43 protein-coding genes are annotated in these 25,168 nt (G+C 53.6%); 2 read left to right on the forward strand and 41 right to left on the reverse strand.

Going from position 1 to position 25,168, the window contains the following annotated elements:
- Window positions 1-139: 139 nt before the first annotated feature.
- Together ABEV74_RS06890 and ABEV74_RS06895 are read right to left on the reverse strand one after the other, a co-directional pair.
- Window positions 140-361 carry a hypothetical protein gene (locus ABEV74_RS06890; protein ID WP_213529118.1) on the reverse strand — a complete coding sequence of 74 codons (222 nt, stop codon included), beginning with the start codon at window positions 359-361 and terminating at the stop codon, window positions 140-142.
- Between the two features lie 109 nt (window positions 362-470).
- Window positions 471-1,091: a stage II sporulation protein M gene (locus ABEV74_RS06895; protein ID WP_430144645.1), complete on the reverse strand. Its 621-nt coding sequence runs from the start codon at window positions 1,089-1,091 to the stop codon at window positions 471-473.
- A 102-nt stretch (window positions 1,092-1,193) separates the two neighbouring features.
- Here ABEV74_RS06895 and pdaB point away from each other — a divergent pair, with 102 nt between their 5' ends.
- Window positions 1,194-1,988 (forward strand): polysaccharide deacetylase family sporulation protein PdaB, encoded by a 795-nt coding sequence (pdaB, locus tag ABEV74_RS06900; RefSeq protein WP_430144648.1) that lies wholly within the window; start codon window positions 1,194-1,196, stop codon window positions 1,986-1,988.
- 11 nt (window positions 1,989-1,999) lie between these two features.
- Here the strand turns inward: pdaB and ABEV74_RS06905 are convergent, their stop codons facing one another.
- Entirely contained in the window at window positions 2,000-2,626 is a 627-nt protein-coding gene (locus ABEV74_RS06905; protein WP_430144651.1) for a KinB-signaling pathway activation protein, read from the reverse strand.
- Window positions 2,627-2,787: 161 nt separating this feature from the next.
- On the opposite strand from ABEV74_RS06905, the gene gerD reads away from it, so the two are divergent.
- A complete protein-coding gene (gerD, locus tag ABEV74_RS06910) occupies window positions 2,788-3,468 on the forward strand; it encodes a spore germination lipoprotein GerD (RefSeq protein ID WP_430144653.1) in 681 nt (226 codons plus the stop codon).
- Window positions 3,469-3,520: 52 nt separating this feature from the next.
- Here the strand turns inward: gerD and ABEV74_RS06915 are convergent, their stop codons facing one another.
- From ABEV74_RS06915 to rpsJ, 38 genes are all read right to left on the reverse strand, one after another.
- The gene (locus ABEV74_RS06915; RefSeq protein WP_430144656.1) at window positions 3,521-4,606 is read right to left on the reverse strand and encodes an Mrp/NBP35 family ATP-binding protein; all 1,086 of its coding nucleotides are present in this window, start codon (window positions 4,604-4,606) and stop codon (window positions 3,521-3,523) included.
- A gap of 112 nt (window positions 4,607-4,718) precedes the next feature.
- On the reverse strand, window positions 4,719-5,492 hold the full coding sequence (gene cwlD / locus ABEV74_RS06920; protein WP_430144658.1) for an N-acetylmuramoyl-L-alanine amidase CwlD: 774 nt from the start codon (window positions 5,490-5,492) through the stop codon (window positions 4,719-4,721).
- Between the two features lie 157 nt (window positions 5,493-5,649).
- Window positions 5,650-6,816, reverse strand: coding sequence for a sulfate adenylyltransferase (gene sat, locus ABEV74_RS06925; RefSeq protein ID WP_062490557.1), 1,167 nt, complete (start codon window positions 6,814-6,816; stop codon window positions 5,650-5,652).
- A 14-nt stretch (window positions 6,817-6,830) separates the two neighbouring features.
- Window positions 6,831-7,526, reverse strand: a complete 696-nt coding sequence (locus tag ABEV74_RS06930; RefSeq protein ID WP_430144660.1) for a phosphoadenylyl-sulfate reductase — start codon at window positions 7,524-7,526, stop codon at window positions 6,831-6,833.
- A 173-nt stretch (window positions 7,527-7,699) separates the two neighbouring features.
- Entirely contained in the window at window positions 7,700-8,092 is a 393-nt protein-coding gene (gene rpsI / locus ABEV74_RS06935; RefSeq protein ID WP_062490553.1) for a 30S ribosomal protein S9, read from the reverse strand.
- A gap of 18 nt (window positions 8,093-8,110) precedes the next feature.
- Window positions 8,111-8,548, reverse strand: a complete 438-nt coding sequence (gene rplM / locus ABEV74_RS06940; protein ID WP_062490552.1) for a 50S ribosomal protein L13 — start codon at window positions 8,546-8,548, stop codon at window positions 8,111-8,113.
- Between the two features lie 239 nt (window positions 8,549-8,787).
- On the reverse strand, window positions 8,788-9,543 hold the full coding sequence (truA, locus tag ABEV74_RS06945) for a tRNA pseudouridine(38-40) synthase TruA (protein WP_430144663.1): 756 nt from the start codon (window positions 9,541-9,543) through the stop codon (window positions 8,788-8,790).
- Between the two features lie 134 nt (window positions 9,544-9,677).
- Window positions 9,678-10,043 (reverse strand): 50S ribosomal protein L17, encoded by a 366-nt coding sequence (rplQ, locus tag ABEV74_RS06950; protein WP_062490548.1) that lies wholly within the window; start codon window positions 10,041-10,043, stop codon window positions 9,678-9,680.
- A gap of 105 nt (window positions 10,044-10,148) precedes the next feature.
- On the reverse strand, window positions 10,149-11,093 hold the full coding sequence (locus ABEV74_RS06955; RefSeq protein ID WP_062490547.1) for a DNA-directed RNA polymerase subunit alpha: 945 nt from the start codon (window positions 11,091-11,093) through the stop codon (window positions 10,149-10,151).
- 117 nt (window positions 11,094-11,210) lie between these two features.
- On the reverse strand, window positions 11,211-11,606 hold the full coding sequence (gene rpsK, locus ABEV74_RS06960) for a 30S ribosomal protein S11 (protein ID WP_062490544.1): 396 nt from the start codon (window positions 11,604-11,606) through the stop codon (window positions 11,211-11,213).
- Between the two features lie 19 nt (window positions 11,607-11,625).
- Window positions 11,626-11,994 carry a 30S ribosomal protein S13 gene (gene rpsM / locus ABEV74_RS06965; protein ID WP_062490542.1) on the reverse strand — a complete coding sequence of 123 codons (369 nt, stop codon included), beginning with the start codon at window positions 11,992-11,994 and terminating at the stop codon, window positions 11,626-11,628.
- 17 nt (window positions 11,995-12,011) lie between these two features.
- Entirely contained in the window at window positions 12,012-12,125 is a 114-nt protein-coding gene (gene rpmJ, locus ABEV74_RS06970) for a 50S ribosomal protein L36 (protein WP_003333770.1), read from the reverse strand.
- A gap of 45 nt (window positions 12,126-12,170) precedes the next feature.
- Window positions 12,171-12,386 carry a translation initiation factor IF-1 gene (infA, locus tag ABEV74_RS06975; RefSeq protein ID WP_062490539.1) on the reverse strand — a complete coding sequence of 72 codons (216 nt, stop codon included), beginning with the start codon at window positions 12,384-12,386 and terminating at the stop codon, window positions 12,171-12,173.
- 2 nt (window positions 12,387-12,388) lie between these two features.
- The gene (locus ABEV74_RS06980; protein ID WP_062490538.1) at window positions 12,389-12,670 is read right to left on the reverse strand and encodes a KOW domain-containing RNA-binding protein; all 282 of its coding nucleotides are present in this window, start codon (window positions 12,668-12,670) and stop codon (window positions 12,389-12,391) included.
- 14 nt (window positions 12,671-12,684) lie between these two features.
- Window positions 12,685-13,437: a type I methionyl aminopeptidase gene (gene map / locus ABEV74_RS06985; RefSeq protein WP_062490536.1), complete on the reverse strand. Its 753-nt coding sequence runs from the start codon at window positions 13,435-13,437 to the stop codon at window positions 12,685-12,687.
- Window positions 13,437-14,087, reverse strand: coding sequence for an adenylate kinase (locus ABEV74_RS06990; RefSeq protein ID WP_062490534.1), 651 nt, complete (start codon window positions 14,085-14,087; stop codon window positions 13,437-13,439). Before ABEV74_RS06990 ends, map begins: the two co-directional genes overlap by 1 nt.
- A gap of 183 nt (window positions 14,088-14,270) precedes the next feature.
- A complete protein-coding gene (gene secY / locus ABEV74_RS06995) occupies window positions 14,271-15,572 on the reverse strand; it encodes a preprotein translocase subunit SecY (protein WP_062490532.1) in 1,302 nt (433 codons plus the stop codon).
- Window positions 15,572-16,012 carry a 50S ribosomal protein L15 gene (rplO, locus tag ABEV74_RS07000; protein ID WP_062490530.1) on the reverse strand — a complete coding sequence of 147 codons (441 nt, stop codon included), beginning with the start codon at window positions 16,010-16,012 and terminating at the stop codon, window positions 15,572-15,574. The genes secY and rplO overlap by 1 nt, the downstream gene beginning before the upstream one ends.
- Window positions 16,013-16,064: 52 nt before the next feature.
- Window positions 16,065-16,244 carry a 50S ribosomal protein L30 gene (rpmD, locus tag ABEV74_RS07005; RefSeq protein ID WP_062490528.1) on the reverse strand — a complete coding sequence of 60 codons (180 nt, stop codon included), beginning with the start codon at window positions 16,242-16,244 and terminating at the stop codon, window positions 16,065-16,067.
- A gap of 13 nt (window positions 16,245-16,257) precedes the next feature.
- Window positions 16,258-16,755, reverse strand: coding sequence for a 30S ribosomal protein S5 (gene rpsE / locus ABEV74_RS07010; RefSeq protein ID WP_062490527.1), 498 nt, complete (start codon window positions 16,753-16,755; stop codon window positions 16,258-16,260).
- 30 nt (window positions 16,756-16,785) lie between these two features.
- Window positions 16,786-17,154: a 50S ribosomal protein L18 gene (gene rplR / locus ABEV74_RS07015; RefSeq protein WP_062490525.1), complete on the reverse strand. Its 369-nt coding sequence runs from the start codon at window positions 17,152-17,154 to the stop codon at window positions 16,786-16,788.
- A 48-nt stretch (window positions 17,155-17,202) separates the two neighbouring features.
- The gene (rplF, locus tag ABEV74_RS07020) at window positions 17,203-17,745 is read right to left on the reverse strand and encodes a 50S ribosomal protein L6 (protein WP_062490523.1); all 543 of its coding nucleotides are present in this window, start codon (window positions 17,743-17,745) and stop codon (window positions 17,203-17,205) included.
- A gap of 32 nt (window positions 17,746-17,777) precedes the next feature.
- A complete protein-coding gene (rpsH, locus tag ABEV74_RS07025) occupies window positions 17,778-18,176 on the reverse strand; it encodes a 30S ribosomal protein S8 (RefSeq protein WP_062490521.1) in 399 nt (132 codons plus the stop codon).
- 30 nt (window positions 18,177-18,206) lie between these two features.
- Window positions 18,207-18,392 (reverse strand): type Z 30S ribosomal protein S14, encoded by a 186-nt coding sequence (locus tag ABEV74_RS07030; protein WP_062490520.1) that lies wholly within the window; start codon window positions 18,390-18,392, stop codon window positions 18,207-18,209.
- Between the two features lie 26 nt (window positions 18,393-18,418).
- On the reverse strand, window positions 18,419-18,961 hold the full coding sequence (rplE, locus tag ABEV74_RS07035; protein WP_430144671.1) for a 50S ribosomal protein L5: 543 nt from the start codon (window positions 18,959-18,961) through the stop codon (window positions 18,419-18,421).
- 29 nt (window positions 18,962-18,990) lie between these two features.
- On the reverse strand, window positions 18,991-19,344 hold the full coding sequence (rplX, locus tag ABEV74_RS07040) for a 50S ribosomal protein L24 (RefSeq protein ID WP_082655037.1): 354 nt from the start codon (window positions 19,342-19,344) through the stop codon (window positions 18,991-18,993).
- A 56-nt stretch (window positions 19,345-19,400) separates the two neighbouring features.
- Entirely contained in the window at window positions 19,401-19,769 is a 369-nt protein-coding gene (gene rplN / locus ABEV74_RS07045; protein ID WP_062490517.1) for a 50S ribosomal protein L14, read from the reverse strand.
- 43 nt (window positions 19,770-19,812) lie between these two features.
- Window positions 19,813-20,076 carry a 30S ribosomal protein S17 gene (rpsQ, locus tag ABEV74_RS07050; RefSeq protein ID WP_062490515.1) on the reverse strand — a complete coding sequence of 88 codons (264 nt, stop codon included), beginning with the start codon at window positions 20,074-20,076 and terminating at the stop codon, window positions 19,813-19,815.
- A 56-nt stretch (window positions 20,077-20,132) separates the two neighbouring features.
- The gene (rpmC, locus tag ABEV74_RS07055) at window positions 20,133-20,333 is read right to left on the reverse strand and encodes a 50S ribosomal protein L29 (RefSeq protein WP_062490513.1); all 201 of its coding nucleotides are present in this window, start codon (window positions 20,331-20,333) and stop codon (window positions 20,133-20,135) included.
- Window positions 20,323-20,757 (reverse strand): 50S ribosomal protein L16, encoded by a 435-nt coding sequence (gene rplP / locus ABEV74_RS07060; RefSeq protein WP_062490511.1) that lies wholly within the window; start codon window positions 20,755-20,757, stop codon window positions 20,323-20,325. The genes rpmC and rplP overlap by 11 nt, the downstream gene beginning before the upstream one ends.
- A gap of 2 nt (window positions 20,758-20,759) precedes the next feature.
- Window positions 20,760-21,422 (reverse strand): 30S ribosomal protein S3, encoded by a 663-nt coding sequence (gene rpsC / locus ABEV74_RS07065; protein ID WP_062490509.1) that lies wholly within the window; start codon window positions 21,420-21,422, stop codon window positions 20,760-20,762.
- 13 nt (window positions 21,423-21,435) lie between these two features.
- On the reverse strand, window positions 21,436-21,771 hold the full coding sequence (gene rplV / locus ABEV74_RS07070) for a 50S ribosomal protein L22 (protein WP_062490507.1): 336 nt from the start codon (window positions 21,769-21,771) through the stop codon (window positions 21,436-21,438).
- Window positions 21,772-21,816: 45 nt separating this feature from the next.
- Window positions 21,817-22,098 carry a 30S ribosomal protein S19 gene (rpsS, locus tag ABEV74_RS07075; RefSeq protein WP_062490505.1) on the reverse strand — a complete coding sequence of 94 codons (282 nt, stop codon included), beginning with the start codon at window positions 22,096-22,098 and terminating at the stop codon, window positions 21,817-21,819.
- A gap of 66 nt (window positions 22,099-22,164) precedes the next feature.
- Window positions 22,165-22,995: a 50S ribosomal protein L2 gene (gene rplB / locus ABEV74_RS07080; protein WP_430144677.1), complete on the reverse strand. Its 831-nt coding sequence runs from the start codon at window positions 22,993-22,995 to the stop codon at window positions 22,165-22,167.
- 31 nt (window positions 22,996-23,026) lie between these two features.
- Window positions 23,027-23,317 carry a 50S ribosomal protein L23 gene (rplW, locus tag ABEV74_RS07085; protein ID WP_062490501.1) on the reverse strand — a complete coding sequence of 97 codons (291 nt, stop codon included), beginning with the start codon at window positions 23,315-23,317 and terminating at the stop codon, window positions 23,027-23,029.
- A complete protein-coding gene (gene rplD / locus ABEV74_RS07090; RefSeq protein ID WP_062490500.1) occupies window positions 23,317-23,940 on the reverse strand; it encodes a 50S ribosomal protein L4 in 624 nt (207 codons plus the stop codon). The genes rplW and rplD overlap by 1 nt, the downstream gene beginning before the upstream one ends.
- A 25-nt stretch (window positions 23,941-23,965) precedes the next feature.
- The gene (gene rplC / locus ABEV74_RS07095) at window positions 23,966-24,589 is read right to left on the reverse strand and encodes a 50S ribosomal protein L3 (protein WP_062490498.1); all 624 of its coding nucleotides are present in this window, start codon (window positions 24,587-24,589) and stop codon (window positions 23,966-23,968) included.
- A gap of 57 nt (window positions 24,590-24,646) precedes the next feature.
- Entirely contained in the window at window positions 24,647-24,955 is a 309-nt protein-coding gene (rpsJ, locus tag ABEV74_RS07100) for a 30S ribosomal protein S10 (protein ID WP_005544556.1), read from the reverse strand.
- Window positions 24,956-25,168: the final 213 nt, after the last annotated feature.

Consider the following 25,168-nt stretch of genomic DNA (forward strand, 5'->3'; position numbering starts at 1 on the left):
CGACTTTTATAATATATCACAGTCTTGCCGGTCGTTGCAAGAGGTAATTTTTAAAATTTACGCTCAAGGCGCGACCGTATTCCCCGTCTACTCTCGGGGCGAGTGATAATATATCATATAGACGATGATTTTGTCAATACTAGCGATACGTTTTATTGCTCAGCGCGTAGCGTGAAAGTTCTTTGGGGGAAGCAAATCGCGCATACATTCGGAAAATGATTTTGTATCGTTTCGTGATGGACTGCTTAATATCGCGATCCAATCGGCTGTCGTTCAGATCGAGCAGCATTTCGTCAAGTTCTTTTCGCAGTACGTAATCCAGTTCCTTGCACTCTTTATCGTTCAGCAATATTCCGAGCATAACCATCGTCTTCCTCCTTGTGCTGTAACGCTTGGACACGAAAGCGGCGCCTTTGAATCACGCGCGCTGGACGCCGCTTTACTGTTATGCTCAAATATTGGAAAGTTTATTACAAGGTCAGCAGCCACCTCGACAATGTCGTTTCAATAATCGCCGCGGCGAGCAGCGATACGACCAGCCAGACCATTAACGGAACCGTCCTTTTCACAAAAACTTCCGTCTCCCGAAGCACAGCCGGTCCGTTGCGGGTAATGGCGGCGCCGAGCAAGCGGAGCGCGAGCGTTCCGAACTTCAATCCGTAAGCCGATGCGATAATAATTGCAGGAATTTCAATAATGCCATGCGGCAATATTCCTTTGGCGATCGTTTCCGCCGCAAATCCCCATCCTTGCGTAGTCGCCATATGATTGATGAAATAGCCGATCACCATCCCGTTGACGATAAGAAACATGAGCGGGAACAAACCGAAAAAAACGCCAAGGTACATAACCATAATCGATTTGATCGCATTGTTGAGAAAAATAATGACAAACATCGATAAAGCGGGGTTGGGCGTTCTCTCGACCGTAGTCGCAATCTGCCGCAATCCTTCAATCTGCCCTTCGATAAATTGCTCGAACGAAGGATTCGTTCCCCCGACGACGACGCCGGCAAAGAACAAAACAAATCCGAAAGCGATATATCTTCTCATCTTCCGGAAATGATCCATCACTTCTGACCATCGAAACATGGCGTCCTCCCTCGGTAAGAAATAGACAGGCATGAATAAGTTTCAAGTACGAGCATAGATTGTACTAGAACAAGCTTTCATTCGGAAAGGAGTGCCCGTCGGATGAATTATTTTTATGTCATGAACGGCCGCAAAATCAAACGGTATTTTTTGATTGTGATGGGGCTCGTTTTCTCTGCCGGCGTCGTCTACGCCGAACGGGACAACATTACCGTATTCGCCCCGCCCCAACCCGCCGCCATCTACAGTGTGCCGACCGACAAAAAAATGCTGGCGCTTACGTTCGACATTAGCTGGGGGGAGAAACGGGCCGAGCCGATTATTGACATTCTGCTCGAAAACAACGTCAAAAAAGCGACCTTTTTCCTCTCGGCGCCATGGAGCCAGTCCCATCCCGATATTGTCAAAAAAATCGTCGACGCCGGATTTGAAATCGGAAGCCACGGCCACAAGTACGACAATTACAGCAAATTGGAGGATGATGAAATCCGGAACCAGATTCAGACCGCTCATTCGATCCTCACGAACGTAACCGGCAAGGCGCCCAATTTAATCCGGCTGCCGAACGGCGATTTTGACAAACGGGTGCTGCGTATCGCAGAAGAATTGAATTACAAAGTCATTCAATGGGATACCGATTCGATGGACTGGATGAATATCGGGACGGACAAAATTATAAATCGGGTCGTCAGCCGCGCTCATAACGGCGACATTATTTTAATGCACGCAAGCGATACGGTACGCCAAACGCACGAAGCGCTGCCGGTCATCATCGAGAAACTGCGGGCCGAAGGCTACGAGTTCGTCACCGTATCGGAACTGCTGGCGCAAACCGAAGCAAACGGCAAGCCCGTTCAGGACAGACCGACATCAGCGAATCAGGTTCCCGTGTTCTGAACCTGCGGCGCCTACACAGTCGATTCCGCTTTTGCTGCGGATTCGGCTGTTTTGCTCGCGACAAGACGATGCAGCATTAAAATTTGGTACGCATTGCACACGAACAACGGCGCCATCATAAATAAGATCGCTGCGGCGTTGCTGTCACCGCGAATAGCCGGCCAGGCTTCGAGCGAAGTGACGACCACCATCAGAAACATCGTCGGGACGAATGCAGTTGCGTTCGTCTTTTTCACTTTGACGAAGGCGACAAGCCATGATGCCGCGGCCAGAGCAAGCGGAAGCGCCCAAAACATCCATCCGTTCAGGTTGCCACGGTCCATATACAATATATAACCGAGAACGAACAAAGCGAAAACCGTAGTATAGGCTTGCAGCGCGTTCCATAAATATTGGCGCCGCAGTACGCCAAGGGCGACATAATTCAAGGACAAATAGGCGAAAAAGCCCATTTGGCTGAAAGCGCCGATCAGCAGACCGGCAAGCCCCATCATCAGCGCGTTAAAACCGGTCGCTTCAAGTCCCATGAAACCGAAGGACTGATCCGTCCATTGCATCATCAAACCAACTGTAATCGATACGGCAGCGCCAATCAGCATACAGCTCCAAAACAGAAAAAAACATCGTTTCAAATTCACGTCTGAACGCCCTCCTTCACATCACCCTTTATTTTACCACGTTCACAGCAAAATGCTATGCGTACCGATGATAATCGCGTGAACCGCAACGCATACTATAAGCACGAATAAGCTTGGCCGCGAGGCAAATGCCGACCGGCCGGAAGGGAGAACAGCGTATCATGCGCAACCGATGGACATTATTGGTTCTGACGGCTGTCATGTCGCTCGCACTCGGCGGATGCGGCTCCGAACCGTCGTCTGGCGGAGGGGAATCGATAAGCTACAAGGACATGAAATCGATGGTAATCGATATTCTCAAAACCGAAGATGCGCAAAAGGCGCTGCAGGAGTCGGCTTTGCCGTCTGGCGGCGGCGGAAGTACGTCCAGGATCCTCTCGGTTCAGGACCAGGAGCAAGTGCGTTTGGCGGTTAAGGAAGTGCTCGTATCGCAGGATTACAATACCGTTATTCAAAAATTGATGACCGATCCCCGATTCGCGGGCGAATTTGCCAAAGCGGTCAATAAGGACAATAAACAAATTCATAAAGATCTGTTGAAGGATCCGACATACCGGCAGGCACTCGTTCAGGTCATGAAAGCTCCCGAAATGGAACGAATGATTCTGGATGTTCTGCAAAGCTCGCAGTATCGGGCGCAAGTCATGACGATAATGCAGGAATCGTTGCAAAATCCGATCTTTCGCTTGGAAATGCTTGAGCTGTTGAAGAAAGCCGTTCAGGAGGAATTGAAGCCGAAGCCGATGGAAAAAATCGATAAGCAGCAGGGTGGCGGAGAAGGCGGCGAGAGCGAAGACGGCGGAAACGAAGACAGTAGCGGTGGGGAAAACAACTCCGGCTAGCCCTGACGGCAGCAACCCGGCAACGCCATAGGCGCGGCCGGGTTGCTGTCGTTTAATTTTTGCTGTCGGCACTGGCCAAAATACGATCGGCCATCTCCAGGTACATCGCCCCGACCGGCGTATCGGCTTTGAAAACCGATGGGGAGAAATCGGGTTCGGACGGATGATTATCCGGCGACCCCAGCGGAATTTGCGCAAGCAATTCGGTATGCAGCGTCTCCGCCAGCCGCCCGCCGCCTCCGCGTCCGAACGGGTATTCCCGCTCTCCGCAATGGCTGCAAACGGAATACGCCATATTCTCCACGACGCCGATGATGCGGTGGCCGACATGAAGCGCCATAGCGCCCGCCCGCGCCGCGACGAACGCCGCTGTCGCATGCGGCGTGGTGACGATAATTTCCTCGCTTTGCGGAATCATCTGGTGCACGTCCAGCGCAATGTCGCCCGTGCCCGGAGGAAGATCGAGCAGCACATAATCAAGCTCGCCCCATTCGATTTCCGAGAAGAAATTGCGCAGCATTTTGCCGAGCATCGGACCGCGCCAGACGACAGGACTGTTGTCTTCGACAAAGAAGCCCATCGATATGACTTTGACGCCGAATTTTTCGATCGGAATGACGCGGTCATTCACCACTTCGGGCCGCTCCTCGATGCCCATCATGTCGGGCACGCTGAAGCCGTAAATGTCGGCGTCGATCAGTCCGACGCGCTTCCCTCTCCTCGCCAGGGCGACCGCCAGATTAACGGTCACCGTAGACTTGCCGACGCCGCCTTTGCCGCTGGCGACGGCAATGAACCGCACGCCGTTGGCGGGATCGAGCAACGGCGAATTCAGGCCGGCCCCATGGCCTTTGACGGGGCCGGCTCCGGCGGCTGCGCCCGCGGCGCTTTGCGGCCCGCTCGCTTTCGGCGCAGCCGCTTCCAGGGGCCGAAACCGGATATGAACGGTTTCGGCCCCTTCGCGCGTGAGCGCTTCGCGCAGCGCCGCCTCCAGCGGCGCTTGCTCCGCGCCGGCAGGGTGCAGCACCGTCATCGACACTTGACGGCCTTTCACGACGACATCGCGAATCTGCAGCGCATCCCGCTTCCCTTCCGTCCATGGCCGGACAGCTTCCAGCACTTGCTCTCGGGTTAACATAATCGGCTATTCCCACCTTTTATTTTTCGGCACCATGTACAGGGCGTCCCGTATAATGTTCTTCCATACCGGACATTATACCATAATTTTCGCTGCTCGGACCGAAAGTCGGCTACGGCTGCGCAGGCGGATCCGGCTCGAGCTTCTCTCCCGCGCTGTACCGGAGAATGCCCTGATAAATCGATGCCGCTACCTGCCGCTGGTATTCGGCATCGGCGAGCCGCTCGGCTTCTCCCGGATTGGACAGGAAGCCTACCTCCACGAGCGCGGCCGGGATATCGTCCAGCGCCCTGAGCAAATATACCGTATTGACCTTGGACGCCACCCGGTTCGTATTTTCCAGATTCCGTTTTATTTCTTCCTGGATAAGAGTGGCCAACAAACGGTTATCCGGATGGTTCGGGTAATAAAAGGTTTGCGCCCCTTTCCAACGGGCCGACGGCATACTGTTCATATGAATGCTGACGAGCATATTCGCGTCATGCTCCTTTACGAACTGTACGCGCTTCAGCAGATCCTCCGTTTTTCGTTTCGCGATGGGCCGGGTTGCCGTATCCGCCAGATCGTTGTCCGTTTCGCGGGTCATGACGACGATCGCGCCGGCTTGCTGCAAATAATCGCGCAGATAGAGCGCAATCGCCAGATTCAAATCTTTCTCGATTACGCCCTGCTTGCTGACGGCTCCTCCGTCGACCCCACCGTGCCCCGCATCGATCGCAATCGTTTTGCCCGAAAGCGGCAGCGTCCAGTAGGTCCATGTCCGGGAAACCGGCATTTCCTGCGTCAGCAGCAGCGCCGTTATCAAGACCATCGACACGCCGGCAACGATGCGCAGCGCCCCTTTGTAGTTCAACCAAACGACAACCCGCCGATTGAATCTGCGCACGAAAAGACCACCTCGTCCCGCGTGATATTGGAAGCGGCATGCGGGATCGGACCGGCATGCCGCTCTTGTACACTATATGGGACGAGGTGGTCAAATATGTGTGCGGCGAACCTCCATGTGCGGAACTTGCGTCATTTCCTTCGCCCGGTTTGTCCGTTCAGGACACCGGCTGCTCCGCCATTCCTTCGATCAGGATGCGCGCCACTTCCGGACGGGAAAACTCCGGCGGCGGACAGATGCCGTCGCGCAGCATGGCGCGGACCTTCGTGCCCGACAGGTGGAGATGGTCCTCTTTGCCGTGCGGGCATGTCTTGCTTGTCGCCATGTTGCCGCATTTCGTGCAGAAAAAGCTATGCTCGAAATAGAGCGGCGTAATGCCGAGGTCTTCGGCCGGAATCGAACGCAGCAAATCCTGCGCCTCATACGTGCCGTAATAATCGCCGACGCCGGCATGGTCGCGGCCGACGATGAAATGGGTGCATCCGTAGTTTTTGCGGACAATCGCATGGAAGATCGCTTCGCGCGGCCCCGCATAGCGCATGGCGGCGGGGAACACGCCGAGAAACACGCGATCCCGGGGATAATAATTTTCGAGCAGGGCAAGATAGCTCCTCATCCGGACATCCGCCGGAACGTCGTCGGACTTGGTCTCCCCGACAAGCGGGTTGAGAAACAGCGCATCGACGATTTCCATGGCGCTCTTCTGGATATATTCATGCGCGCGGTGCACCGGATTGCGCGTCTGGAAGCCGACGACCGTCTTCCAGCCTTTCTCGGCGAAAATCCGGCGCGTCTCCGCCGGATCGAAGTAAAACTCTTCGAACCGTTCGGGCTTCGGCCGGTTCAACACCGTCACCGGACCGCCGACATAAGTAGACGGACGCGAATACAGCTTCTGAACGCCGGGATGCGCCGGATCGTCGGTTTTGAACACCCGAACCGCTTCCACGCTCTGATCGGCCTTGTAAATACTTTCGATTGCAATCACGCCGTACACCGTGCCGTCTTCTCCGACGAGCGCCGCCTTCTCTCCGAGCTTAAGCCCGGAAGCTTGCGCTTCGTCAACGGCCAGCGTAATCGGAATGCTCCATACCGTGCCGTCGGCAAGACGCATCGTATCGACGACGGAACGGTAATCCGCTTCGTTCATAAAACCGGTCAGCGGCGAGAATGCGCCGACCCCGATCAGATCGAGGTCCGATATTGTCCACGCGTCGATCGTAATGGCGTTCAAGGAACGGGATTGCTTGAGAAGCTCTTCCCGCTCCGCTCCTTCGGCCACCCGGTTGATCAGTACACCGCCATGCGGCAAAATGCTGCTCATTCGATTGATCCTCCTTATTTATGCAATCCGCATTCGGTTTTATCCGTTCCGGCCCAGCGTCCCGCCCGCGGATCTTCGCCCGGCATGACTGGCCTTGTGCAATGCTCGCAGCCGATGCTCGGATAATTGCGGTCGTGAAGCGGATTGTAAATGACGTCATGTTCGCGGATATAATTCCACACGTCTTCCCATGTCCAGCTTGCCAGCGGATTAAATTTGATCAGGCCGAATTTCGTATCGTACTCGATCTTTTTCGCGTTGGCCCGGGTTGGCGCCTGATCGCGGCGGATGCCGGTCACCCAGGCTTCGTATTGCGCCAGAATGCGGGTAAGCGGCTCGACTTTGCGGATGTTGCAGCAGCTGTTCGGATCGCGCTTCCACAGCTCTTCTCCGTGTTCGCGGGCTTGCTCCTCCGGCGTCAGCTTAGGCTTCACCTGTATAAAACGGATATTCGGATATCGCTCGACGATGCGGTCGCGCGTCTCGTACGTTTCGGCGAAGTGAAAATCGGTGTCCAAATAAAAAACGTCGATTTGCGGCGCCACTTTATGAATGATGTCGACCAATACGACGTCCTCTGCGCCAAAGCTGCATGCGAACGTAATTTTCGGAAACGTTTCCGCTGCATATCGAATAATCTCTTCAACTGTCGCCGATTCCAGCTCCTCCGCTTTCCGCTTCACGAGCGCTTCCTTTTCAAATAAATTCATCACGTACCTCCGTTAATTCCAAGTAAAATGATCAGCATTACATTTGATTATAAAACGTATGGCAGAAATGTTCAATCCTAAAGTGGTTATTTGTTAACTTATACCGGTTTATGCAGCCCAAAAAGAAAAGTACCTTCTCCGAATAAAATCGGAAAAGGTACTCTGCGTCCGTCTTAACGTTTCGAGAATTGGGGAGCGCGGCGTGCCGCTTTGAGACCGTATTTTTTCCGTTCTTTCATGCGCGGATCGCGCGTCAGGAAGCCTGCGCGTTTCAGCGCGGGACGGAATTCCGGATCTGCTTTCAGCAATGCGCGGGCAATGCCGTGACGGATGGCTCCCGCTTGCCCGGAGATGCCGCCGCCATGCGCAAGAACGATAACATCGTACTTGTTGAGCGTATCCGTCAGCGTCAACGGCTGCTTCACGATAAGCTTCAGCGTCTCCAGACCGAAATAGTCATTCAAGTCGCGTTTATTTACAGTAATTCGCCCTTCACCCGGCACAAGGCGTACGCGTGCTACGGAGTGTTTGCGGCGACCGGTTCCATAGTATTGAACTTGAGCCATGAAACTGTCCTCCCTTTATTAACCGCGAAGTTCGTAAACTTCCGGGTTTTGTGCTTGATGCGGATGTTCCGGACCGGCGTAGACTTTCAGCTTGAGCTTCATTTTTTCGCCCAAACGGTTTTTCGGCAACATGCCGTGAACGGCAAGCTCAACCATCCGTTCCGGTTTCTTCTTCAGCATGTCTTGAGCCGGAGTCACTTTCAATCCGCCCGGATAGAGGGAGTGACGATAGTACATTTTGTTTTGCAGCTTCTTGCCGGTCAATACGATCTTATCGGCATTGACAATAATGACAAAATCGCCCGTGTCAACATGCGGGGTAAATTGCGGCTTATGTTTGCCGCGAATGAGCGAGGCCGCTTCGCTAGCCAAACGGCCGAGCGTCTTGCCGGCGGCATCGATGATGTACCATTTGCGCTCAACTTCGCCTGGCTTGGCCATATAAGTGGTACGCATGGATGATCCTCCTTCAATTCATTTGCACTGTAGTCGTTTTTTATAAAAGAAACGTTCGACGTTTCCGTTCCATTTTCATCAAATCAGCAGGCTTGCTTAGTCGGGGCCGTGGGAAAGCCACTAAGAAAGCACAAGTTATATTCTACTATAAAGCGCAAAGAAGCGCAAGCGATTTCCCCTGTCTTTATGCGGGTTTTCCCCACTTTTTTAAGCCGATTTCGCCCGCTTCGCGATTGCCCTTACAATTCCGGCGCATACTCTTCGTACTGAACCCGCCACAATGTCAACCCGTGCGCCATAGCCGTAGGTCCCGCCATGTTCCGGTCTTTAGCAGCCAGAATATCCGGGATCGCATCGGGCCGCATTTTTCCTTCTCCGACCAGGATAACCGTTCCTGCGATGATGCGAACCATATTGTACAGAAAACCGTTTCCCGTTATAAAAAGATGAATAACGGATCCTTCCTCGACAAGCTTCGCTTCGTAAATCGTCCGCACATGGCTCGGTTGGGTCGAATGTTTGGAGGCGAATGAAGTGAAATCATGCTCGCCGACGAAATGCCGGAGCGCTTCGCGCATAGCCGCGCGGTCCAGCGGGGTCGGATGATGAAAACGGTAATGGCGTGCGAACACATCCGGAAACTTGCCGCAATCGATCGTGTACCGGTACGTTTTGCGTTTGGCCGAACGGCGGGCATGGAAATCGTCGGGGACGCGGGCGGCGTCGCGAACGACGATATCGTCCGGCAACCGGCTGTTCAGCGCCAATGCCCAGCGCTCGACCGGTATGCGCGAGGCCGTATGAAAGTTGAACACTTGGCCGTGCGCGTGAACGCCCGCGTCGGTTCGTCCCGATCCGGTAATGCGCAGCTCTTCTTCGCCGGTCAAGGAACGTATGCCGGCCTCCAAAATATCCTGTACCGTATTGCCGTACGGCTGAGTTTGAAATCCGTAATAGCTCGTACCGTCATAGCTGACAGTCATCGCAATGTTCATTCCGAATTCACCTCCTGGGCGCAAGCCCCGTTCGCCGGAAGCCGGAGGGAAGGGAATGCGGAAAGCCGCGGCCTCACGTCTTCCCTCCAAATGAAAAAAAGGTGGCCTCGAAGGTCCACCCTTTCTCATACTCCTTACGCACGATCCACCAGTTCCAAATATACCATGGGTGCCGAATCGCCACGGCGAGGTCCCAGTTTCAGAATCCGCGTGTATCCGCCCGCACGTTCCGAGTAACGGGTGGCCAATTCGGAGAAGAGCTTCTGAATGGCGTCCTGCTCTCCATCGATCGTCTCGCGACGCACGAATGCCGCAACTTGACGACGGGCGTGCAAGTCACCGCGCTTCGCCAGCGTGATCAGTTTTTCTGCGATGGAGCGAACCTCTTTCGCTTTGGCTTCCGTCGTCTGGATGCGCTCATAGAGGAACAGGTCGGTTACGAGATCACGGAACAGTGCTTTCCGTGCGCTCGAGTCACGGCCCAGCTTTTGATATGCCATGTTGTTTCACCTCCTAAAACTTTGCGAAGCAAAGCCGCTTCGTAAGCATATGCTTGAAACTTTGCGAAGCAAAGCCGCTTCGTAAGCACTTGCCTAAAGACTTTGCTACTCTTCCATGCGCAGGCTCAGTCCGAGCTCTTCCAGCTTCTCCTGGACTTCTTCGAGCGATTTCCGACCGAGGTTCCGCACCTTCATCATATCCTCTTCGGTCTTCGTAATCAGCTCTTGCACGGTATTGATGCCTGCACGTTTCAAGCAGTTATACGAACGGACGGAAAGATCAAGCTCCTCGATCGTCATCTCGAGCACTTTCTCTTTCTTGTCCTCTTCCTTCTCGACCATGATTTCCGCGTCTTTGGCTTCATCGGTCAATCCGACGAACAGGTCCAAATGCTCGGTCAAAATTTTAGCGCCGAGGCTTACCGCCTCTTCCGGCCGTATACTGCCATCGGTCCACACTTCAAGGGTCAGCTTGTCGTAGTTGGTCACCTGGCCGACGCGAGTATTTTCGACGCTGTAATTGACACGGGTAATGGGCGTGTAAATCGAATCTACGGGAATGACGCCGATCGGCTGGTCTTCCTTCTTGTTGCGGTCCGCTTGCACGTAGCCGCGTCCCCGATTGGCGAAAATCCGCATATGGAGCCGTGCACCGGAGGCCAAGGTCGCGATATGAAGATCAGGGCTCAAAATCTCGACGTCGCTATCCGCGCGAATGTCGCCCGCCGTTACGACCCCTTCGCCTTCCGCATCGATTTCCAGCACCTTCTCTTCGTCGGAGTGGATTTTCAACGAAAGGCTCTTGAGGTTCAGGATAATCTCGGTCACATCCTCGATGACCCCTGGAACCGTGGAGAATTCGTGAAGCACGCCGTCGATTTGAACCGAGGTTACCGCAGCCCCTGGCAGTGACGACAGCAATATCCGGCGAAGCGAATTACCGAGCGTCGTGCCATACCCGCGTTCCAGCGGTTCGACCACGAAACGTCCGTAGGTGCCTTCTTCACTGATCTCTACGGTTTCGATTTTCGGCTTTTCGATCTCTATCACTAAATAACCCTCCTTCAAAACGTCGCTCCGTACATAAGGTCGAAAACCTTGTAGTATGCCAAACCTTCACAACCATTATTCACAAGTTGCAGTTATTTGATACCACAATGGGGCGAACTACACACGACGACGTTTCGGCGGACGGCAGCCGTTGTGCGGAACCGGCGTAACGTCCTTGATGAGGTTCACTTCAAGACCGGCAGCCTGGAGCGAACGGATAGCGGCTTCGCGGCCCGAACCCGGACCTTTGACCATAACTTCGACGGTTTTCATCCCGTGCTCCATCGCCGCTTTGGCAGCCGCTTCCGCTGCCATCTGAGCAGCAAAAGGCGTGCTTTTGCGGGAGCCTTTGAAACCGAGATTGCCGGAGCTTGCCCAGGAAATCGCATTCCCGTGAGGGTCCGTGATGGTCACGATCGTATTGTTGAACGTCGAGCGGATATGCGCTACGCCGTTTTCAATATTTTTGCGGTCACGACGCTTGGTGCGTACCACTTTTTTCGGTTTTGCCATTTTCGATAATCACCCCTTATTATTTTTTCTTGTTCGCTACAGTCCGGCGAGGGCCTTTGCGCGTGCGGGCATTCGTTTTCGTCCGTTGACCGCGCACAGGCAGGCCGCGACGGTGGCGGATGCCGCGATAGCAGCCGATTTCGATCAGACGTTTGATATTGAGCGAAATTTCGCGGCGAAGATCGCCTTCCACTTTAACCGTTTTGTCGATCGTGTCGCGGAGTTTGCTCACTTCGTCTTCCGTCAGGTCGCGAACGCGGGTATCGGGGTTTACGCCGGTTGCGCTCAAAATTTTCTGAGCCGTCGTTTTGCCGATGCCAAAAATATATTGGAGTGCGACTTCGACCCGTTTGTCGCGGGGCAAGTCAACGCCTGCAATACGTGCCATAGGTGGATGTCCCTCCTTTATCCTTGTTTTTGTTTATGCTTCGGATTTTCACAAATGACCATCACGTTGCCTTTGCGACGGATCACTTTGCATTTTTCGCAAATCGGCTTAACCGAAGGTCTGACCTTCATTGTGATTACCTCCCAAATCCTTCTTCCGCTCGGCCTAATGTCGGCCTACTTCCGATAGGTGATACGCCCTTTTGTCAGATCGTAAGGCGATAACTGGATGACCACGCGGTCACCGGTCAATATCCGGATAAAATGCATACGGAGTTTGCCGGATACGTGGGCGAGAATTTGATGCCCATTCTCCAGTTCCACCCTGAACATGGCATTGGGCAGCGGCTCAATGACCGTACCTTCGACCTCAATGACGTCTTCCTTGGCCACTGTCATTCTCCTTTCGCTTGCATATACTTCTGAATCGCATAACGCAGTTTGGCATTGGTTACCCTGCCGGTTTCGGACATGCTGCCCGCAACCTCCGGGCTGATGAACGGTTGTAGCTCGAGATGCAGAACGTTCTTCTTCTTCGGCCGGTCAAAGCGGCGCTTGCCGCCGTCGGCAATCAGAACAGTTCTGGCGTCGATGATGCCGATCACAACGGCATACTCGCCTTCTCCCTTGCCGCGGAGCACTTTGACGATCTGGCCGATTTGCGGAACTGTCTCCACTTTCGATCACTCGCCTATTCCCTGATCCGGGTCAGTATTTCGCAGCCGTCTTCCGTTACGGCAACCGTGTGCTCGAAATGCGCGCACAACGAACCGTCTACCGTCACAACCGTCCAGTTGTCTTCCAGCGTGCGAACATACCGCTCTCCAAGGTTCACCATCGGTTCGATGGCAAGCACCATGCCGGGTTTAAGCCGCGGTCCCCGATCCGGTATGCCGTAGTTCGGAATTTGGGGTTCCTCATGCAGCTCGGCCCCAATTCCGTGACCGACATATTCCCGGACGACCGACATCCCGGCTTCTTCCACCACTTTCTGAATGGCATGCGATATGGTAAACAGCCGAACATCGGGCTTCACCAGCGCAAGTCCCGCATACAGCGATTGTTCGGTTACATCGAGCAGCCGCTGCGCTTCGGCGGAAATTTGGCCGACACCGTAGGTCCATGCCGAATCGCCATGGTAGCCTTCGTACTGCGCGCCGATGTCGATACTGATAATGTCGCCTTCATTCAGCTTGCGCGAACCGGGAATACCGTGTACCAACTCATTGTTGACAGAAGTGCATATGCTGCCAGGAAATTGATTGTAGCCTTTAAAGGATGGTACGGCTCCCTGACTGCGAATGTACGTTTCGGCGATATGATCCAGCTCCAGGGTCGTAATGCCCGGCCGGATTGCCTGCGCCATCAGGCGATGCGTCTCCGCCACGATGCGCCCGGCTTCCCTCATGTATCGCAGTTCAGCTTCGGACTTGCAAATAATCATTACAGTGAACCTCGCAGGCAGGATGATATGGCGGCAGTCACCGCGTCGATTTCCTGTTCCCCGTCGACTTCGCGAAGAAGCCCCCGTTTGCTGTAATAATCGAGAAGCGGTGCGGTCTTCGAAATATATTCGTCAAGCCGCGTGCCGACTTTCTCTTCCGTATCGTCCGAACGCTGGTACAGTTCTCCGCCGCACTTGTCGCAAATGCCTTCCCGCTCCGGCGGATTGAACATCACGTGATAGGTCGATCCGCACGATTTGCATATCCGGCGCCCCGTCAGTCGGGCCAGCAGCAAGCTGCGGTCAACCTTCAGGTTGATAACGTGATCGATTTTACGTCCCATCTCCGCCAGCATGCCGTCAAGCGCTTCGGCTTGCTGCAGCGTGCGAGGAAATCCGTCCAGCAGGAATCCGGCGGCGCAGTCGTCCTGCCCGAGCCGTTCCCGAACGATCCCGTTCGTAATCTCGTCAGGAACGAGCAGTCCCTGATCGACGAATTCCTTCGCTTTCTGTCCGAGCGGAGTCCCCTGCTTCATCGCAAGGCGAAACGCATCGCCCGTCGAGATATGCGGTATGGAGAATTCGTCCACGATTCGCTCAGCCTGCGTGCCCTTACCGGCTCCCGGAGGCCCCATGAAAAGAATGTTCATTTGCGTGTTCCTCGCTTTAACAAGCGTAAACGTTCTTGCCGTCTCGGACAGGCAAGTTACGTTTCGCGGATGAAATCTAAGATTAAAGTACAATCGGCATTTATACTTTCTTAGATTCGAACGAGGCTCGGTCGGGTCCGGCACATCGGGAGCGATGTTCCGAAGCCCGGTTGGAACCTGTTCTTATTTATTGATAAACCCTTTGTAATGGCGCTTGATCAGCTGGGTCTCGATTTGCTTCATCGTATCCAGCGCGACGCCGACGACGATCAGCAGCGATGTGCCGCCAAGGGCAACCGACTGCGGCAGACCCGCCAGCGAGCTGAAAAATACCGGAAGAATCGAGATCGCGGCCAGGAAAATCGCGCCCGCGAGCGTAATTCTCGTCATGACGCGGGTCAGATAAGTCGATGTCGGCTTGCCCGGCCGGATGCCCGGAATATAGCCGCCGTTCTTCTTCATCTGGTCCGCCATCTGAACGGGGTTGATCTGTACAAAAGTATAGAAGAAAGTGAAGGCGATAATCAACAGCACGTATATTACCATGCCAAGCGGCTGGTCATAATACAGGTTGTTGATAATCCACGTTGCCCAGGCCTGATGCGACCAGAAGTTCGCGATCGTGACCGGGAACATCAGCAGCGACGACGCGAAGATAACCGGAATGACGCCCGCGCTGTTCACTTTCAACGGAATATGAGTCGATTGGCCGCCGTACATTTTCCGTCCGACGACGCGCTTGGCGTATTGGACCGGAATTTTACGGATGCCCTGCTGTACGAAGATGACGCCGACGATAATGGCCAAAATGACCAGCGCGATGACGATCACCTTCAGAATGTGCAAAAACAACTGACCTTCCGCGTCAACGAACTGATCGGCATAAATCGTCCGAATTTGCCCCGGAATCCCGGCGACAATACCCGCAAAGATCAGAATCGAGATTCCGTTGCCGATCCCTTTCTCGGTTATCTGCTCCCCGAGCCACATCAGGAAGGCGGTCCCCGCTGTCAGGATAATGGCAATCATCAGATACGTTGCGAACGACGGATCGATAACCATCTCATACTGGTAGGAGCGGTTAAAACCGATGGCGGTCGCAAAACCCTGAATCAAGCCGAGCACGATCGTGCCGTAACGGGTAACTTGCGCCAGCTTGCGCTTGCCGATCTCACCTTCTTTCGCCCATTCCGCGAATTTCGGGATGACGTCCATCGTAAGCAGCTGCACAATGATGGACGCCGTAATATACGGCATAATCCCGATGGCGAAAATCGAAAACTGAAACAGCGCTCCGCCGGAGAACGTGTTCAGCAGGCCGAAGATGTCCGCGCCCTGCTGATCGACTTGTTTAAATACTTCCTTGTTGATGTTCGGTACCGGGATAAAGGAGCCGATGCGGTAAATCAGCAAGATGAAAAGTGTAAAAAGGATCCTCTTGCGAAGGTCTTCCACTTTCCATATGTTGGACAAGGTTTTGAACATTAGATCACCTCGGTTTTACCGCCGGCAGCCTCAATTTTCTCTACCGCAGATTGAGAGAACTTGCTTGCTTTGACCGTAAGTTGAACTTTCAATTCGCCGTTGCCCAGAATCTTGATGCCGCTAAGCGGGTTTTTAACGATCCCTTGCTCCAGCAGAACTTCAGGCGTCACTTCCGTACCTGCTTCAAAGCCGTTCAGCTGTTCGATATTCACAATCGCGTACTCTTTGCGGAACGGGTTGTTGAACCCGCGCTTCGGCAAACGACGGTACAGCGGATTTTGTCCACCCTCGAATCCCGGGCGAACGCCGCCGCCGGAGCGTGCATTTTGACCTTTATGACCGCGGCCCGACGTTTTGCCGTTGCCGCTGCCGATTCCCCGGCCAACGCGTTTTCTTTCCTTCCGGGAACCCGGTGCAGGACTCAGCTCATGCAATTTCATCGTTCGTTGCACCTCCTTCAAAGTTTCGCCGTAACGTAACTTTCATCGTTGTTTATACTTCTTCAACTTTAACCATATGCCCGACCACTTTGACCATGCCGCGAATTGCGGGAGTGTCGTTCAGCACGACGGTCTGGTTCAGTTTACGGAGGCCAAGCGAAGCGACGGTTGCGCGCTGTTTCTCGTTGCGGCCGATCAGGCTGCGCACGAGCGTAATTTGCAATTTGGCCATCGTCTACCCCTCCTTAACCCAGAAGCTCTTCTACGGTTTTGCCGCGGAGCTTGGCTACATCTTCCGCACGCTTCAGGCGGGAAAGCCCTTCAAGCGTCGCATTAACCATATTCAACGAATTGGAAGAACCGAGCGATTTGGTCAGAATGTCGCCTACGCCGGCCAGTTCGAGAACCGCGCGTACGGGACCGCCTGCAATGACACCGGTACCTTCCGAAGCAGGCTTCAGCAATACGCGGCCCGCGCCAAAGTGTCCAATTACCTGGTGCGGAATCGTCGTGCCGACGAGCGGAACGTGGATCAAATTTTTCTTGGCGTCTTCGATGCCTTTGCGGATCGCGTCCGGCACTTCCGACGCTTTGCCGATCCCTGCGCCGACATAGCCTTTGCCGTCGCCGACCACAACAAGCGCGCTAAAGCTGAAGCGGCGTCCGCCTTTTACAACTTTCGCCACGCGGTTGATGTGGACCACTTTTTCAGTCAGTTCTAACGTATTCGGATCTACACGCAAGTCGTTTACCCTCCTTATAGATGAAATCGATCAGAAATCCAGGCCCGCTTCGCGCGCCGCATCGGCAAGCGCCTGAATTCTGCCGTGGTACAAATAGCCGCCGCGGTCGAAGACTACTTTCTCCACACCTTTTTCTTTCGCACGCTTCGCAATCAGGTCGCCTACTTTACGGGCCGCTTCGACGTTGCCGCCGTTGCTGATGGACGATTTCAGCTCTTTGTCGAGTGTAGAAGCGGAAACCAGCGTTACACCCTTCACATCGTCAATTACCTGTGCGTACATATGCTTGCCGGAACGAAAAACGGACAGACGGGGACGTTCGGCCGTTCCGCTAATTTTTTTGCGGACCCGCAGATGCCGTTTCAGACGGGCTTTATTTTTGTCGCCTTTCGTAATCATTGACGGATGTCCTCCTTTCCAATCGCTTTATGCCGCATTTAACCGATCTTATTTCTTCTTGCCGGCCTTGCCTTCCTTACGGATAATCCGTTCGTTTTCGTACTTGATCCCTTTGCCTTTGTAAGGTTCGGGCTCGCGTACGGCGCGGATTTTCGCCGCTGTAGCGCCGACAAGTTCCTTGTCGATGCCTTTGACGACAATTTTCGTGTTGGAAGGAAGCTCGAACTCAATGCCTTTTTCCGGAACAATCTCTACCGGGTGGGAGTATCCCACGTTCAGCACCACTTTGTCTCCGGACTTCTGAGCGCGGTAACCGACGCCTACGAGCTCGAGAGATTTCGCATAGCCTTCCGTTACGCCGTTCACCATGTTCGCGATAATGCTGCGAGTCGTGCCATGCAAGGAGCGATGCAATTTATTGTCGGAAGGACGCTCGACCGTCACTTCATTTTCCGCAACGTTAACCTTCATATCTTTATGAAGCTCACGGGAAAGCGTACCTTTCGGTCCTTTCACTGTAATAACACCGTTGTCCAGGGTAATGCTTACACCACTGGGGATTTGGATCGGTTTACGACCAATACGGGACACACCTGACACCTCCAATCGTCATAACTTGTTTGTTACCATACGTAGCAAAGCACTTCGCCGCCGGATTTCACCTGACGGGCTTCTTTGTCGGTCATAATCCCTTGCGACGTGGAAATAATCGCGATCCCGAGACCGCCGAGCACGCGCGGAATTTCATTGACCTTCGCATAAACGCGCAGACCGGGCTTGCTGATGCGTTTCAGGCCGGTAATGACGCGTTCGTTGTTCGAGCCGTATTTCAGGAAAATACGGATGATCCCTTGTTTATTGTCGTCGATGAACTCCGCGTCGCGAATGAAGCCCTCGCGCTTCAAAATTTCGGCGATTTGCTTCTTCACTTTAGAGGCGGGCATTTCCACGACTTCGTGACGCACGACATTCGCGTTCCGAATGCGGGTCAGCATATCTGCAATCGGATCAGACATAACCATTGTGTGAACCTCCTTCCCGAACTACGCTGATTACCAGCTTGCTTTTTTAACGCCAGGGATCTGGCCTTTGTATGCCAATTCACGGAAACAAATCCGGCAAATTTTAAACTTTTGCAAAACGGAATGCGGACGTCCGCAGCGTTCGCACCGCGTATATGCGCGTACCTTGAACTTCGGCTTGCGTTGCTGCTTCACTTTCATCGAAGTTTTTGCCACTGGGTATAACACCTCCTACTAGTGGATTACTTCGCAAACGGCATTCCCAGTTGGGTCAGCAGCTCACGAGATTCCTCGTCCGTTTTCGCCGTGGTGACGATGACGATGTCCATACCGCGAACTTTGTCAATTTTATCGTAATCGATCTCCGGGAAGATCAGCTGTTCTTTCAAGCCGAGCGTATAGTTGCCGCGACCGTCGAACGCCTTCGTCGATACGCCGCGGAAGTCGCGAACGCGAGGCAATGCAATGTTAAACAGCTTGTCGAGGAAGTAATACATACGGTCGCCGCGAAGCGTTACTTTCACGCCGATCGGCATGTTTTCGCGAAGCTTGAAGCCTGCGATCGATTTTTTCGCGCGGGTGACGACCGGCTTCTGGCCGGCGATCAGGCGAAGGTCTTCCACAGCCGAATCCAGCACTTTGGAATTGGCCACCGCTTCGCCAACCCCCATGTTGATGACGACTTTCTCGACTTTCGGCACTTGCATGACCGTCGTATAATTGAACTTCTGCATCAGAGCAGGAGTAATTTCATTCAAATAACGATCTTTCATTCGATTTCCCATAGTTGTCGAACCTCCTTTCCGTCGGACGATTAATCGATAACCTCGCCGGAGCGTTTCGCTACCCGGACTTTCTTGCCATTATCGAGCACTTTATAACCGATACGCGTTACTTTGCCGCTCTTCGGATCGACGTGCATGACGTTCGATACATGAATCGGCGCTTCCTGCTCGACAATTCCGCCTTGCGGATTTTGCTGGGAAGGACGGGTATGCTTCTTCACCAGATTTACACCTTCGACCAGCACGCGGTTTTCACGCGGATACGCGGCGATGACGCGGCCTTTTTTGCCTTTGTCTTTCCCGCTGATCACGATAACCGTGTCGTCCTTCTTGACGTGCAGCTTATTATTGTGAGATTCGAGTACTTTCTTCAGCCTTGGCATGGATTACACCTCCTGCATGCTTGCGCGTCTGCAAGCTGGTTCGCGCTCGAGCCGCATTAAATAACTTCCGGTGCGAGCGAAATGATTTTCATGAAATCTTTATCGCGGAGCTCACGGGCTACCGGTCCGAAAATACGGGTGCCGCGAGGGCTCTTGTCTTCTTTGACAACGACGGCGGCATTCTCGTCGAACGAAATGTAGGAACCGTCTTTCCGGCGAACCGGACGCTTCGTGCGAACGATAACCGCTTTGACAACGTCACCCTTTTTGACAACGCCACCGGGTGTTGCTTGTTTGACGGAGCATACGATCAGGTCGCCGATATGACCGACACGGCGTCCCATTCCGCCCAGAACACGAATGCACATCAATTCCTTGGCGCCGGAGTTGTCGGCAACTGTCAGACGCGTAAACGGTTGAATCATGTGAACGTCCTCCTTTCAGAAAAAATGCCCGAGGGCATGGTTGTTAAAGAACAATCGCTTCTTCCACGATTTCTACGAGCCGATAACGTTTATCTTTGGAAAGCGGACGAGTTTCCATAATTTTGACGACATCGCCAATTTTGGCCTGGTTGTTCTCGTCATGCGCCTTGAATTTTTTCGTATATTTGATCCGCTTGTGGTACAAGCTGTGCTTTTTGTACGTTTCGACCGCCACGACAATCGTCTTGTCCATTTTGTCGCTGACGACTCTGCCGATTTGAACTTTGCGGTTATTGCGCTCGCTCATGTTCTTCCTCCTTCCTGGAACCGGGGATTTCGTTTCTCGTTTGCGTAACCGTCACGTTAACTGGTTATTCCAAGTTCCCTTTCACGCAATACGGTTTTGGCACGAGCAATTTCTTTCCGTACGTCGCGTATACGGGTCGGCTTATCCAATTGGCCGGTGGCCAGCTGGAAACGAAGGTTGAAGAGCTCTTCCTTGAACCCGGCAATTTTCTGTTCGATCTCGGCAGTGGTCAGGTTGCGAAAATCATTAGCTTTCATTTGCTTCACCACCCACTTCTTCGCGTTTCACGAACTTCGTCTTGATCGGGAGTTTGTGGGACGCGAGACGCATCGCTTCACGAGCGATTTCTTCCGATACGCCGGCAAGCTCGAACAGCACTTTGCCCGGCTTGACGACGGCGACCCATTTCTCCACGTTACCTTTACCGGAACCCATCCGTACTTCAAGAGGCTTTTGGGTAATCGGCTTGGACGGGAAAATTTTGATCCATACTTTACCGCCCCGGCGGATGTAACGGGTCATGGCGATCCGTGCCGCTTCGATCTGGCGGTTCGTAATCCAGGCCGGTTCGAGCGCCTGCAGACCGTATTCGCCGAAGTTCACTTCGACGCCGCCTTTGGCGCGGCCTTTCATCTTGCCGCGATGCTCTTTGCGGTATTTCACACGTTTAGGTACCAACATGATTAGTTGCCTCCTTCCTGAGCCGCTTTCTTCTTCGCCGGAAGGACTTCTCCGCGATAGATCCACACTTTGACGCCGATACGGCCGTAAGTGGTGTGCGCTTCCGCCGTACCGTAGTCAATGTCGGCACGCAGCGTGTGCAGCGGCACGGTGCCTTCGCTATATCCTTCCGTACGGGCGATTTCAGCGCCGCCGAGACGTCCGCTGACGCTGGTTTTAATTCCTTTCGCTCCTGCGCGCATCGTCCGTTGAATCGCCTGCTTCATGGCGCGGCGGAACGAGATGCGGCGTTCAAGCTGCTGCGCGATGCTTTCCGCCACGAGAATGGCGTCCAAATCGGCTTGCTTGATTTCCGAAATGTTGATGTGCACTTTTTTACCCTTCGTCAGCTTGGTCAGCTCGTTCCGCAGGTTTTCCACTTCGGAGCCGCCCTTGCCGATAACCATGCCGGGCTTGGCGGTATGAATCGTCACGTTGACGCGATTCGCCGCACGCTCAATCTCGATGCGGGAAACCGCCGCGTCTTTCAGTTTGCCTTTCAGAAATTCACGAATTTTCACGTCTTCCAGCAGAAGATCTCCGAAATCTTTGCCGGCGTACCATTTGGACTCCCAGTCCCGGATGATGCCGATACGAAGTCCGACCGGGTTTACCTTTTGACCCACACGTTATCCCTCCTTATTTTTCAGATACCACCAATGTAATATGGCTGGTCCGCTTGTTGATCCGGCTGGCACGGCCCATCGCACGGGGACGGAAACGTTTCATCGTCGGACCTTGGTTCACATAGGCTTGCGTAATGACCAGCTTGTTCACGTCCAGCTGGTAGTTATGCTCGGCATTGGCGATCGCAGAGTTCAGAAGCTTCTCGACGATCGGGGAAGCCGCCTTCGGCGTATGGCGCAAAATCGCAATCGCTTCGCCCACTTTCTTGCCGCGAATCAAATCGACGACCAGCTGCGCTTTGCGAGGCGCGATGCGGACGAAATTCGCACTAGCTTTAGCTTCTTGCATGCTCTAGAACCTCCTCTCAGTCAGAGAAATTCAGCAAGGGCAAAATTATCTTCTGCCCGTTTTCTTGTCGTCGTCGGTGTGGCCTTTGTAAGTCCGCGTCGGCGCGAATTCGCCCAGCTTGTGGCCGACCATATCTTCCGTAATGTAGACCGGCACATGCTTGCGGCCGTCATAAACAGCGAAAGTATGTCCGACAAACTGCGGGAAAATGGTCGAGCGCCGGGACCACGTTTTGATAACCACTTTTTTGTTGGCTGCGTTCAGATCCTCAACTTTTTTCAGCAGGTAGCCGTCGACAAACGGCCCTTTCTTCAAACTGCGACCCATTGGTGTTCCTCCCTTCACCGAACGTAGTAACGCGACAATCGTCACGCCAATCGTTTCAAGCGATTATTACTTCGTGCGACGACGAATAATATACTTGCTCGATGCTTTTTTCTTTTTGCGGGTTTTGTAGCCAAGCGTCGGCTTGCCCCAAGGAGACATCGGCGATTTGCGACCGATCGGCGCACGACCTTCGCCACCGCCGTGCGGGTGGTCGTTCGGGTTCATGACGACACCGCGCACTACCGGACGTTTGCCGAGCCAACGGGACCGGCCCGCCTTACCGATTTTCACCAGCTCATGGTCGCCGTTACCTACCGTACCGATCGTAGCGCGGCATTTTTTCAGAATGCGACGCACTTCGCCGGAAGACAGACGAACAACGGCATAGTTATCCTCTTTACCGAGAAGCTGAGCTTCCGTACCGGCGGCGCGCACAAGTTGTCCGCCTTTGCCGGGCTTCATCTCGATATTGTGGATAATGGTGCCGACCGGAATGAATTCGAGCGGCAGCGCGTTGCCGACTTTAATGTCCGCGTTTTCCCCGGACATGACTTGATCGCCTACGTTCAGACCTTTCGGCGCGATAATGTAGCGCTTCTCGCCATCCGCGTAATGGATGAGCGCGATGTTCGATGTCCGGTTCGGATCGTATTCGATCGAAGCGACTTTGCCGGGAATTCCGTCCTTGTTCCGTTTAAAGTCGATGATGCGGTATTTGCGTTTATGTCCGCCGCCGTGATGGCGAACCGTAATTTTGCCTTGGTTGTTGCGGCCGGCCTTCTTGTGCAAAGGAGCCAGCAACGATTTCTCCGGGGTGCTTGTCGTAATTTCTTCAAACGTCGAAACGGACATCGCACGACGTGCCGGAGATGTCGGTTTGTACTTCTTAACTGGCACTTCGATTCCCTCCTATCTTCAGAACGTCAGGTTATACCGATTCAAAAAATTCGAGTTCCTTGCTTTCAGGCGTCAGTTGCACGATCGCCTTTTTCCATTCGGGCGTATATCCGCTGTAACGGCCGTAGCGTTTCAGCTTCGCCGGTACGCGCATCGTATTGACGCTCGCAACCTTCACTTTGAAGATTTGCTCGACTGCGTCTTTAATTTGCGTTTTGTTGGCACGGATATCGACTTCGAATACATAGCGTTTTGCAGCCATGAACTCGGTGGACCGTTCCGTGATGACCGGGCGCTTGATAATATCACGAGGATTTTTCATTACGCAAGCACCTCCTGGACTTTCTCGACCGCCTCTTTCGTAATGATCAGCTTGTCGTGAGCCAATACGTCGAGAACGTTGATGCCGTCGGCCGCCACGAACTTAACTCCCGGTATGTTGCGGGCGGACAGTGCCACGTTGTCGTTGTATTCGGCCGTCACGACCAGCGCTTTGCGGTCGGCTTTCAAATTGTTCAGAATCGCGCTGAACTCTTTCGTTTTCGGCTGAGCCATCGTCAATTGATCGAGCACGATAATTTCGTTGTCGATCACTTTGGAAGAAAGCGCCGATTTGATCGCCAGCCGGCGAACCTTCTTCGGAAGCTTGAAACCGTAGCTGCGCGGAGTCGGTCCGAATACCGTACCGCCGCCTACCCATTGCGGAGCGCGGATCGAACCTTGACGGGCACGACCGGTTCCTTTCTGTTTCCAAGGCTTGCGGCCGCCGCCTCTCACTTCGGAGCGCCCTTTCGTCTTGTGCGTACCTTGACGCTCAGCCGCTTGCTGCAGAACAACTGCGCTATGCAATACATGAACGTTCGGCTGGATTCCGAAAACCGCATCGGACAATTCAACCTCTCCCACTTGGGAGCCGCTCACATTGAATACTGCCACTTTAGGCATGTTGAGTCCTCCTTTCTTCGGACAATTAGGATTTCACCGATTGTTTGACTTTGACAAAACCGTTCTTCGGTCCCGGAACGGAACCTTTAACGAGAATGACATTCCGTTCGGCATCTACGCGGATGATTTCGAGCTTCTGAATGGTAACCGTTTCATGACCCATATGGCCCGGCAAATGCTTACCTTTCGGCACGCGGTTCGCCTGAATGGAGCCCATCGAACCCGGTCCGCGATGGTAACGGGAGCCGTGCGCCATCGGACCGCGGCTTTGTCCCCAACGTTTGATTACGCCGGCAAAGCCTTTGCCTTTGGAAATCCCCGTTACGTCAACAAATTCCCCAGCCGAGAAAATGTCGGCTTTCACTTCTTGGCCAACCTCGTATTCGGAGAGATTGACTCCGCGAATTTCGCGAACGTAGCGCTTAGGTGCGGAACCCGCTTTTTTCGCATGGCCGATTTCCGGCTTGGTTGCGTTCTTTTCTTTTTTATCCGAAAAACCGAGCTGAACCGCTTCGTAGCCGTCGTTCTCAAGGTCTTTCTTCTGAAGAACGACACAAGGGCCGGCTTCGATCACCGTTACCGGGATCACGTTGCCTTCCGGCGAAAACACTTGCGTCATCCCAAGCTTTTTCCCTAAGATACCTTTCATGTTGACACCTCTTTTCCTTTCCTCTCGACTTGATCCTCAGCGGATATCATGCCGGAATTACAATTTGATTTCGATATCTACACCGGACGGCAGGTCCAGCCGCATCAGCGCATCCACCGTTTGCGGAGTCGGGTTGACAATGTCGATCAGACGTTTGTGCGTCCGCATTTCGAATTGCTCGCGCGAATCCTTATACTTGTGCACCGCACGGAGAATGGTGATGATTTGCTTTTCCGTCGGAAGCGGAATCGGACCGGATACGCCTGCGCCGGAACGCTTTGCGGTCTCTACGATTTTCTCCGCGGACTGGTCAAGAATTCTGTGATCGTACGCCTTCAACCGGATACGAATCTTTTGCTTTGCCATATAAGTCCCTCCTTCTATCGCCCAATTTTGTAATCGGACATACTCCGCGAGAATACCCCGACTGCCCTCCCATGGCAAAGGGGCCGGGTGTGTCGGCAACCTCCCGCATCATCGCAACGTCACAGACCAACAGTCAATATTATATCGAAACAGACCTACGAATGCAACAAGAATGTTAGGCAATATTTTTGCATAATACAAAAGCCCCCACCG

This window comes from Paenibacillus cisolokensis (genome assembly GCF_050481165.1).
Lineage (GTDB): Bacteria > Bacillota > Bacilli > Paenibacillales > Paenibacillaceae > Paenibacillus_AH > Paenibacillus_AH cisolokensis.

Coding starts and splice junctions, on each gene's coding strand:
- ABEV74_RS06890 (WP_213529118.1), bottom strand. CDS start 361: ATGCTCGGAATATTGCTGAACGATAAAGAGTGCAAGGAACTGGATTAC.
- ABEV74_RS06895 (WP_430144645.1), bottom strand. CDS start 1,091: ATGTTTCGATGGTCAGAAGTGATGGATCATTTCCGGAAGATGAGAAGA.
- pdaB (WP_430144648.1), top strand. CDS start 1,194: ATGAATTATTTTTATGTCATGAACGGCCGCAAAATCAAACGGTATTTT.
- gerD (WP_430144653.1), top strand. CDS start 2,788: ATGCGCAACCGATGGACATTATTGGTTCTGACGGCTGTCATGTCGCTC.
- ABEV74_RS06915 (WP_430144656.1), bottom strand. CDS start 4,606: ATGTTAACCCGAGAGCAAGTGCTGGAAGCTGTCCGGCCATGGACGGAA.
- sat (WP_062490557.1), bottom strand. CDS start 6,816: ATGAGCAGCATTTTGCCGCATGGCGGTGTACTGATCAACCGGGTGGCC.
- ABEV74_RS06930 (WP_430144660.1), bottom strand. CDS start 7,526: ATGAATTTATTTGAAAAGGAAGCGCTCGTGAAGCGGAAAGCGGAGGAG.
- rpsI (WP_062490553.1), bottom strand. CDS start 8,092: ATGGCTCAAGTTCAATACTATGGAACCGGTCGCCGCAAACACTCCGTA.
- rplM (WP_062490552.1), bottom strand. CDS start 8,548: ATGCGTACCACTTATATGGCCAAGCCAGGCGAAGTTGAGCGCAAATGG.
- truA (WP_430144663.1), bottom strand. CDS start 9,543: ATGAACATTGCGATGACTGTCAGCTATGACGGTACGAGCTATTACGGA.
- rplQ (WP_062490548.1), bottom strand. CDS start 10,043: ATGGCATATCAAAAGCTGGGCCGTGACTCGAGCGCACGGAAAGCACTG.
- rpsK (WP_062490544.1), bottom strand. CDS start 11,606: ATGGCAAAACCGAAAAAAGTGGTACGCACCAAGCGTCGTGACCGCAAA.
- rpsM (WP_062490542.1), bottom strand. CDS start 11,994: ATGGCACGTATTGCAGGCGTTGACTTGCCCCGCGACAAACGGGTCGAA.
- rpmJ (WP_003333770.1), bottom strand. CDS start 12,125: ATGAAGGTCAGACCTTCGGTTAAGCCGATTTGCGAAAAATGCAAAGTG.
- map (WP_062490536.1), bottom strand. CDS start 13,437: ATGATTATTTGCAAGTCCGAAGCTGAACTGCGATACATGAGGGAAGCC.
- ABEV74_RS06990 (WP_062490534.1), bottom strand. CDS start 14,087: ATGAACATTCTTTTCATGGGGCCTCCGGGAGCCGGTAAGGGCACGCAG.
- secY (WP_062490532.1), bottom strand. CDS start 15,572: ATGTTCAAAACCTTGTCCAACATATGGAAAGTGGAAGACCTTCGCAAG.
- rplO (WP_062490530.1), bottom strand. CDS start 16,012: ATGAAATTGCATGAGCTGAGTCCTGCACCGGGTTCCCGGAAGGAAAGA.
- rpmD (WP_062490528.1), bottom strand. CDS start 16,244: ATGGCCAAATTGCAAATTACGCTCGTGCGCAGCCTGATCGGCCGCAAC.
- rplR (WP_062490525.1), bottom strand. CDS start 17,154: ATGATTACGAAAGGCGACAAAAATAAAGCCCGTCTGAAACGGCATCTG.
- rpsH (WP_062490521.1), bottom strand. CDS start 18,176: ATGGTTATGTCTGATCCGATTGCAGATATGCTGACCCGCATTCGGAAC.
- rplE (WP_430144671.1), bottom strand. CDS start 18,961: ATGGGAAATCGAATGAAAGATCGTTATTTGAATGAAATTACTCCTGCT.
- rplX (WP_082655037.1), bottom strand. CDS start 19,344: ATGCCAAGGCTGAAGAAAGTACTCGAATCTCACAATAATAAGCTGCAC.
- rplN (WP_062490517.1), bottom strand. CDS start 19,769: ATGATTCAACCGTTTACGCGTCTGACAGTTGCCGACAACTCCGGCGCC.
- rpsQ (WP_062490515.1), bottom strand. CDS start 20,076: ATGAGCGAGCGCAATAACCGCAAAGTTCAAATCGGCAGAGTCGTCAGC.
- rpmC (WP_062490513.1), bottom strand. CDS start 20,333: ATGAAAGCTAATGATTTTCGCAACCTGACCACTGCCGAGATCGAACAG.
- rplP (WP_062490511.1), bottom strand. CDS start 20,757: ATGTTGGTACCTAAACGTGTGAAATACCGCAAAGAGCATCGCGGCAAG.
- rplV (WP_062490507.1), bottom strand. CDS start 21,771: ATGCAAGAAGCTAAAGCTAGTGCGAATTTCGTCCGCATCGCGCCTCGC.
- rpsS (WP_062490505.1), bottom strand. CDS start 22,098: ATGGGTCGCAGTTTGAAGAAAGGGCCGTTTGTCGACGGCTACCTGCTG.
- rplW (WP_062490501.1), bottom strand. CDS start 23,317: ATGAAAAATCCTCGTGATATTATCAAGCGCCCGGTCATCACGGAACGG.
- rplD (WP_062490500.1), bottom strand. CDS start 23,940: ATGCCTAAAGTGGCAGTATTCAATGTGAGCGGCTCCCAAGTGGGAGAG.
- rplC (WP_062490498.1), bottom strand. CDS start 24,589: ATGAAAGGTATCTTAGGGAAAAAGCTTGGGATGACGCAAGTGTTTTCG.
- rpsJ (WP_005544556.1), bottom strand. CDS start 24,955: ATGGCAAAGCAAAAGATTCGTATCCGGTTGAAGGCGTACGATCACAGA.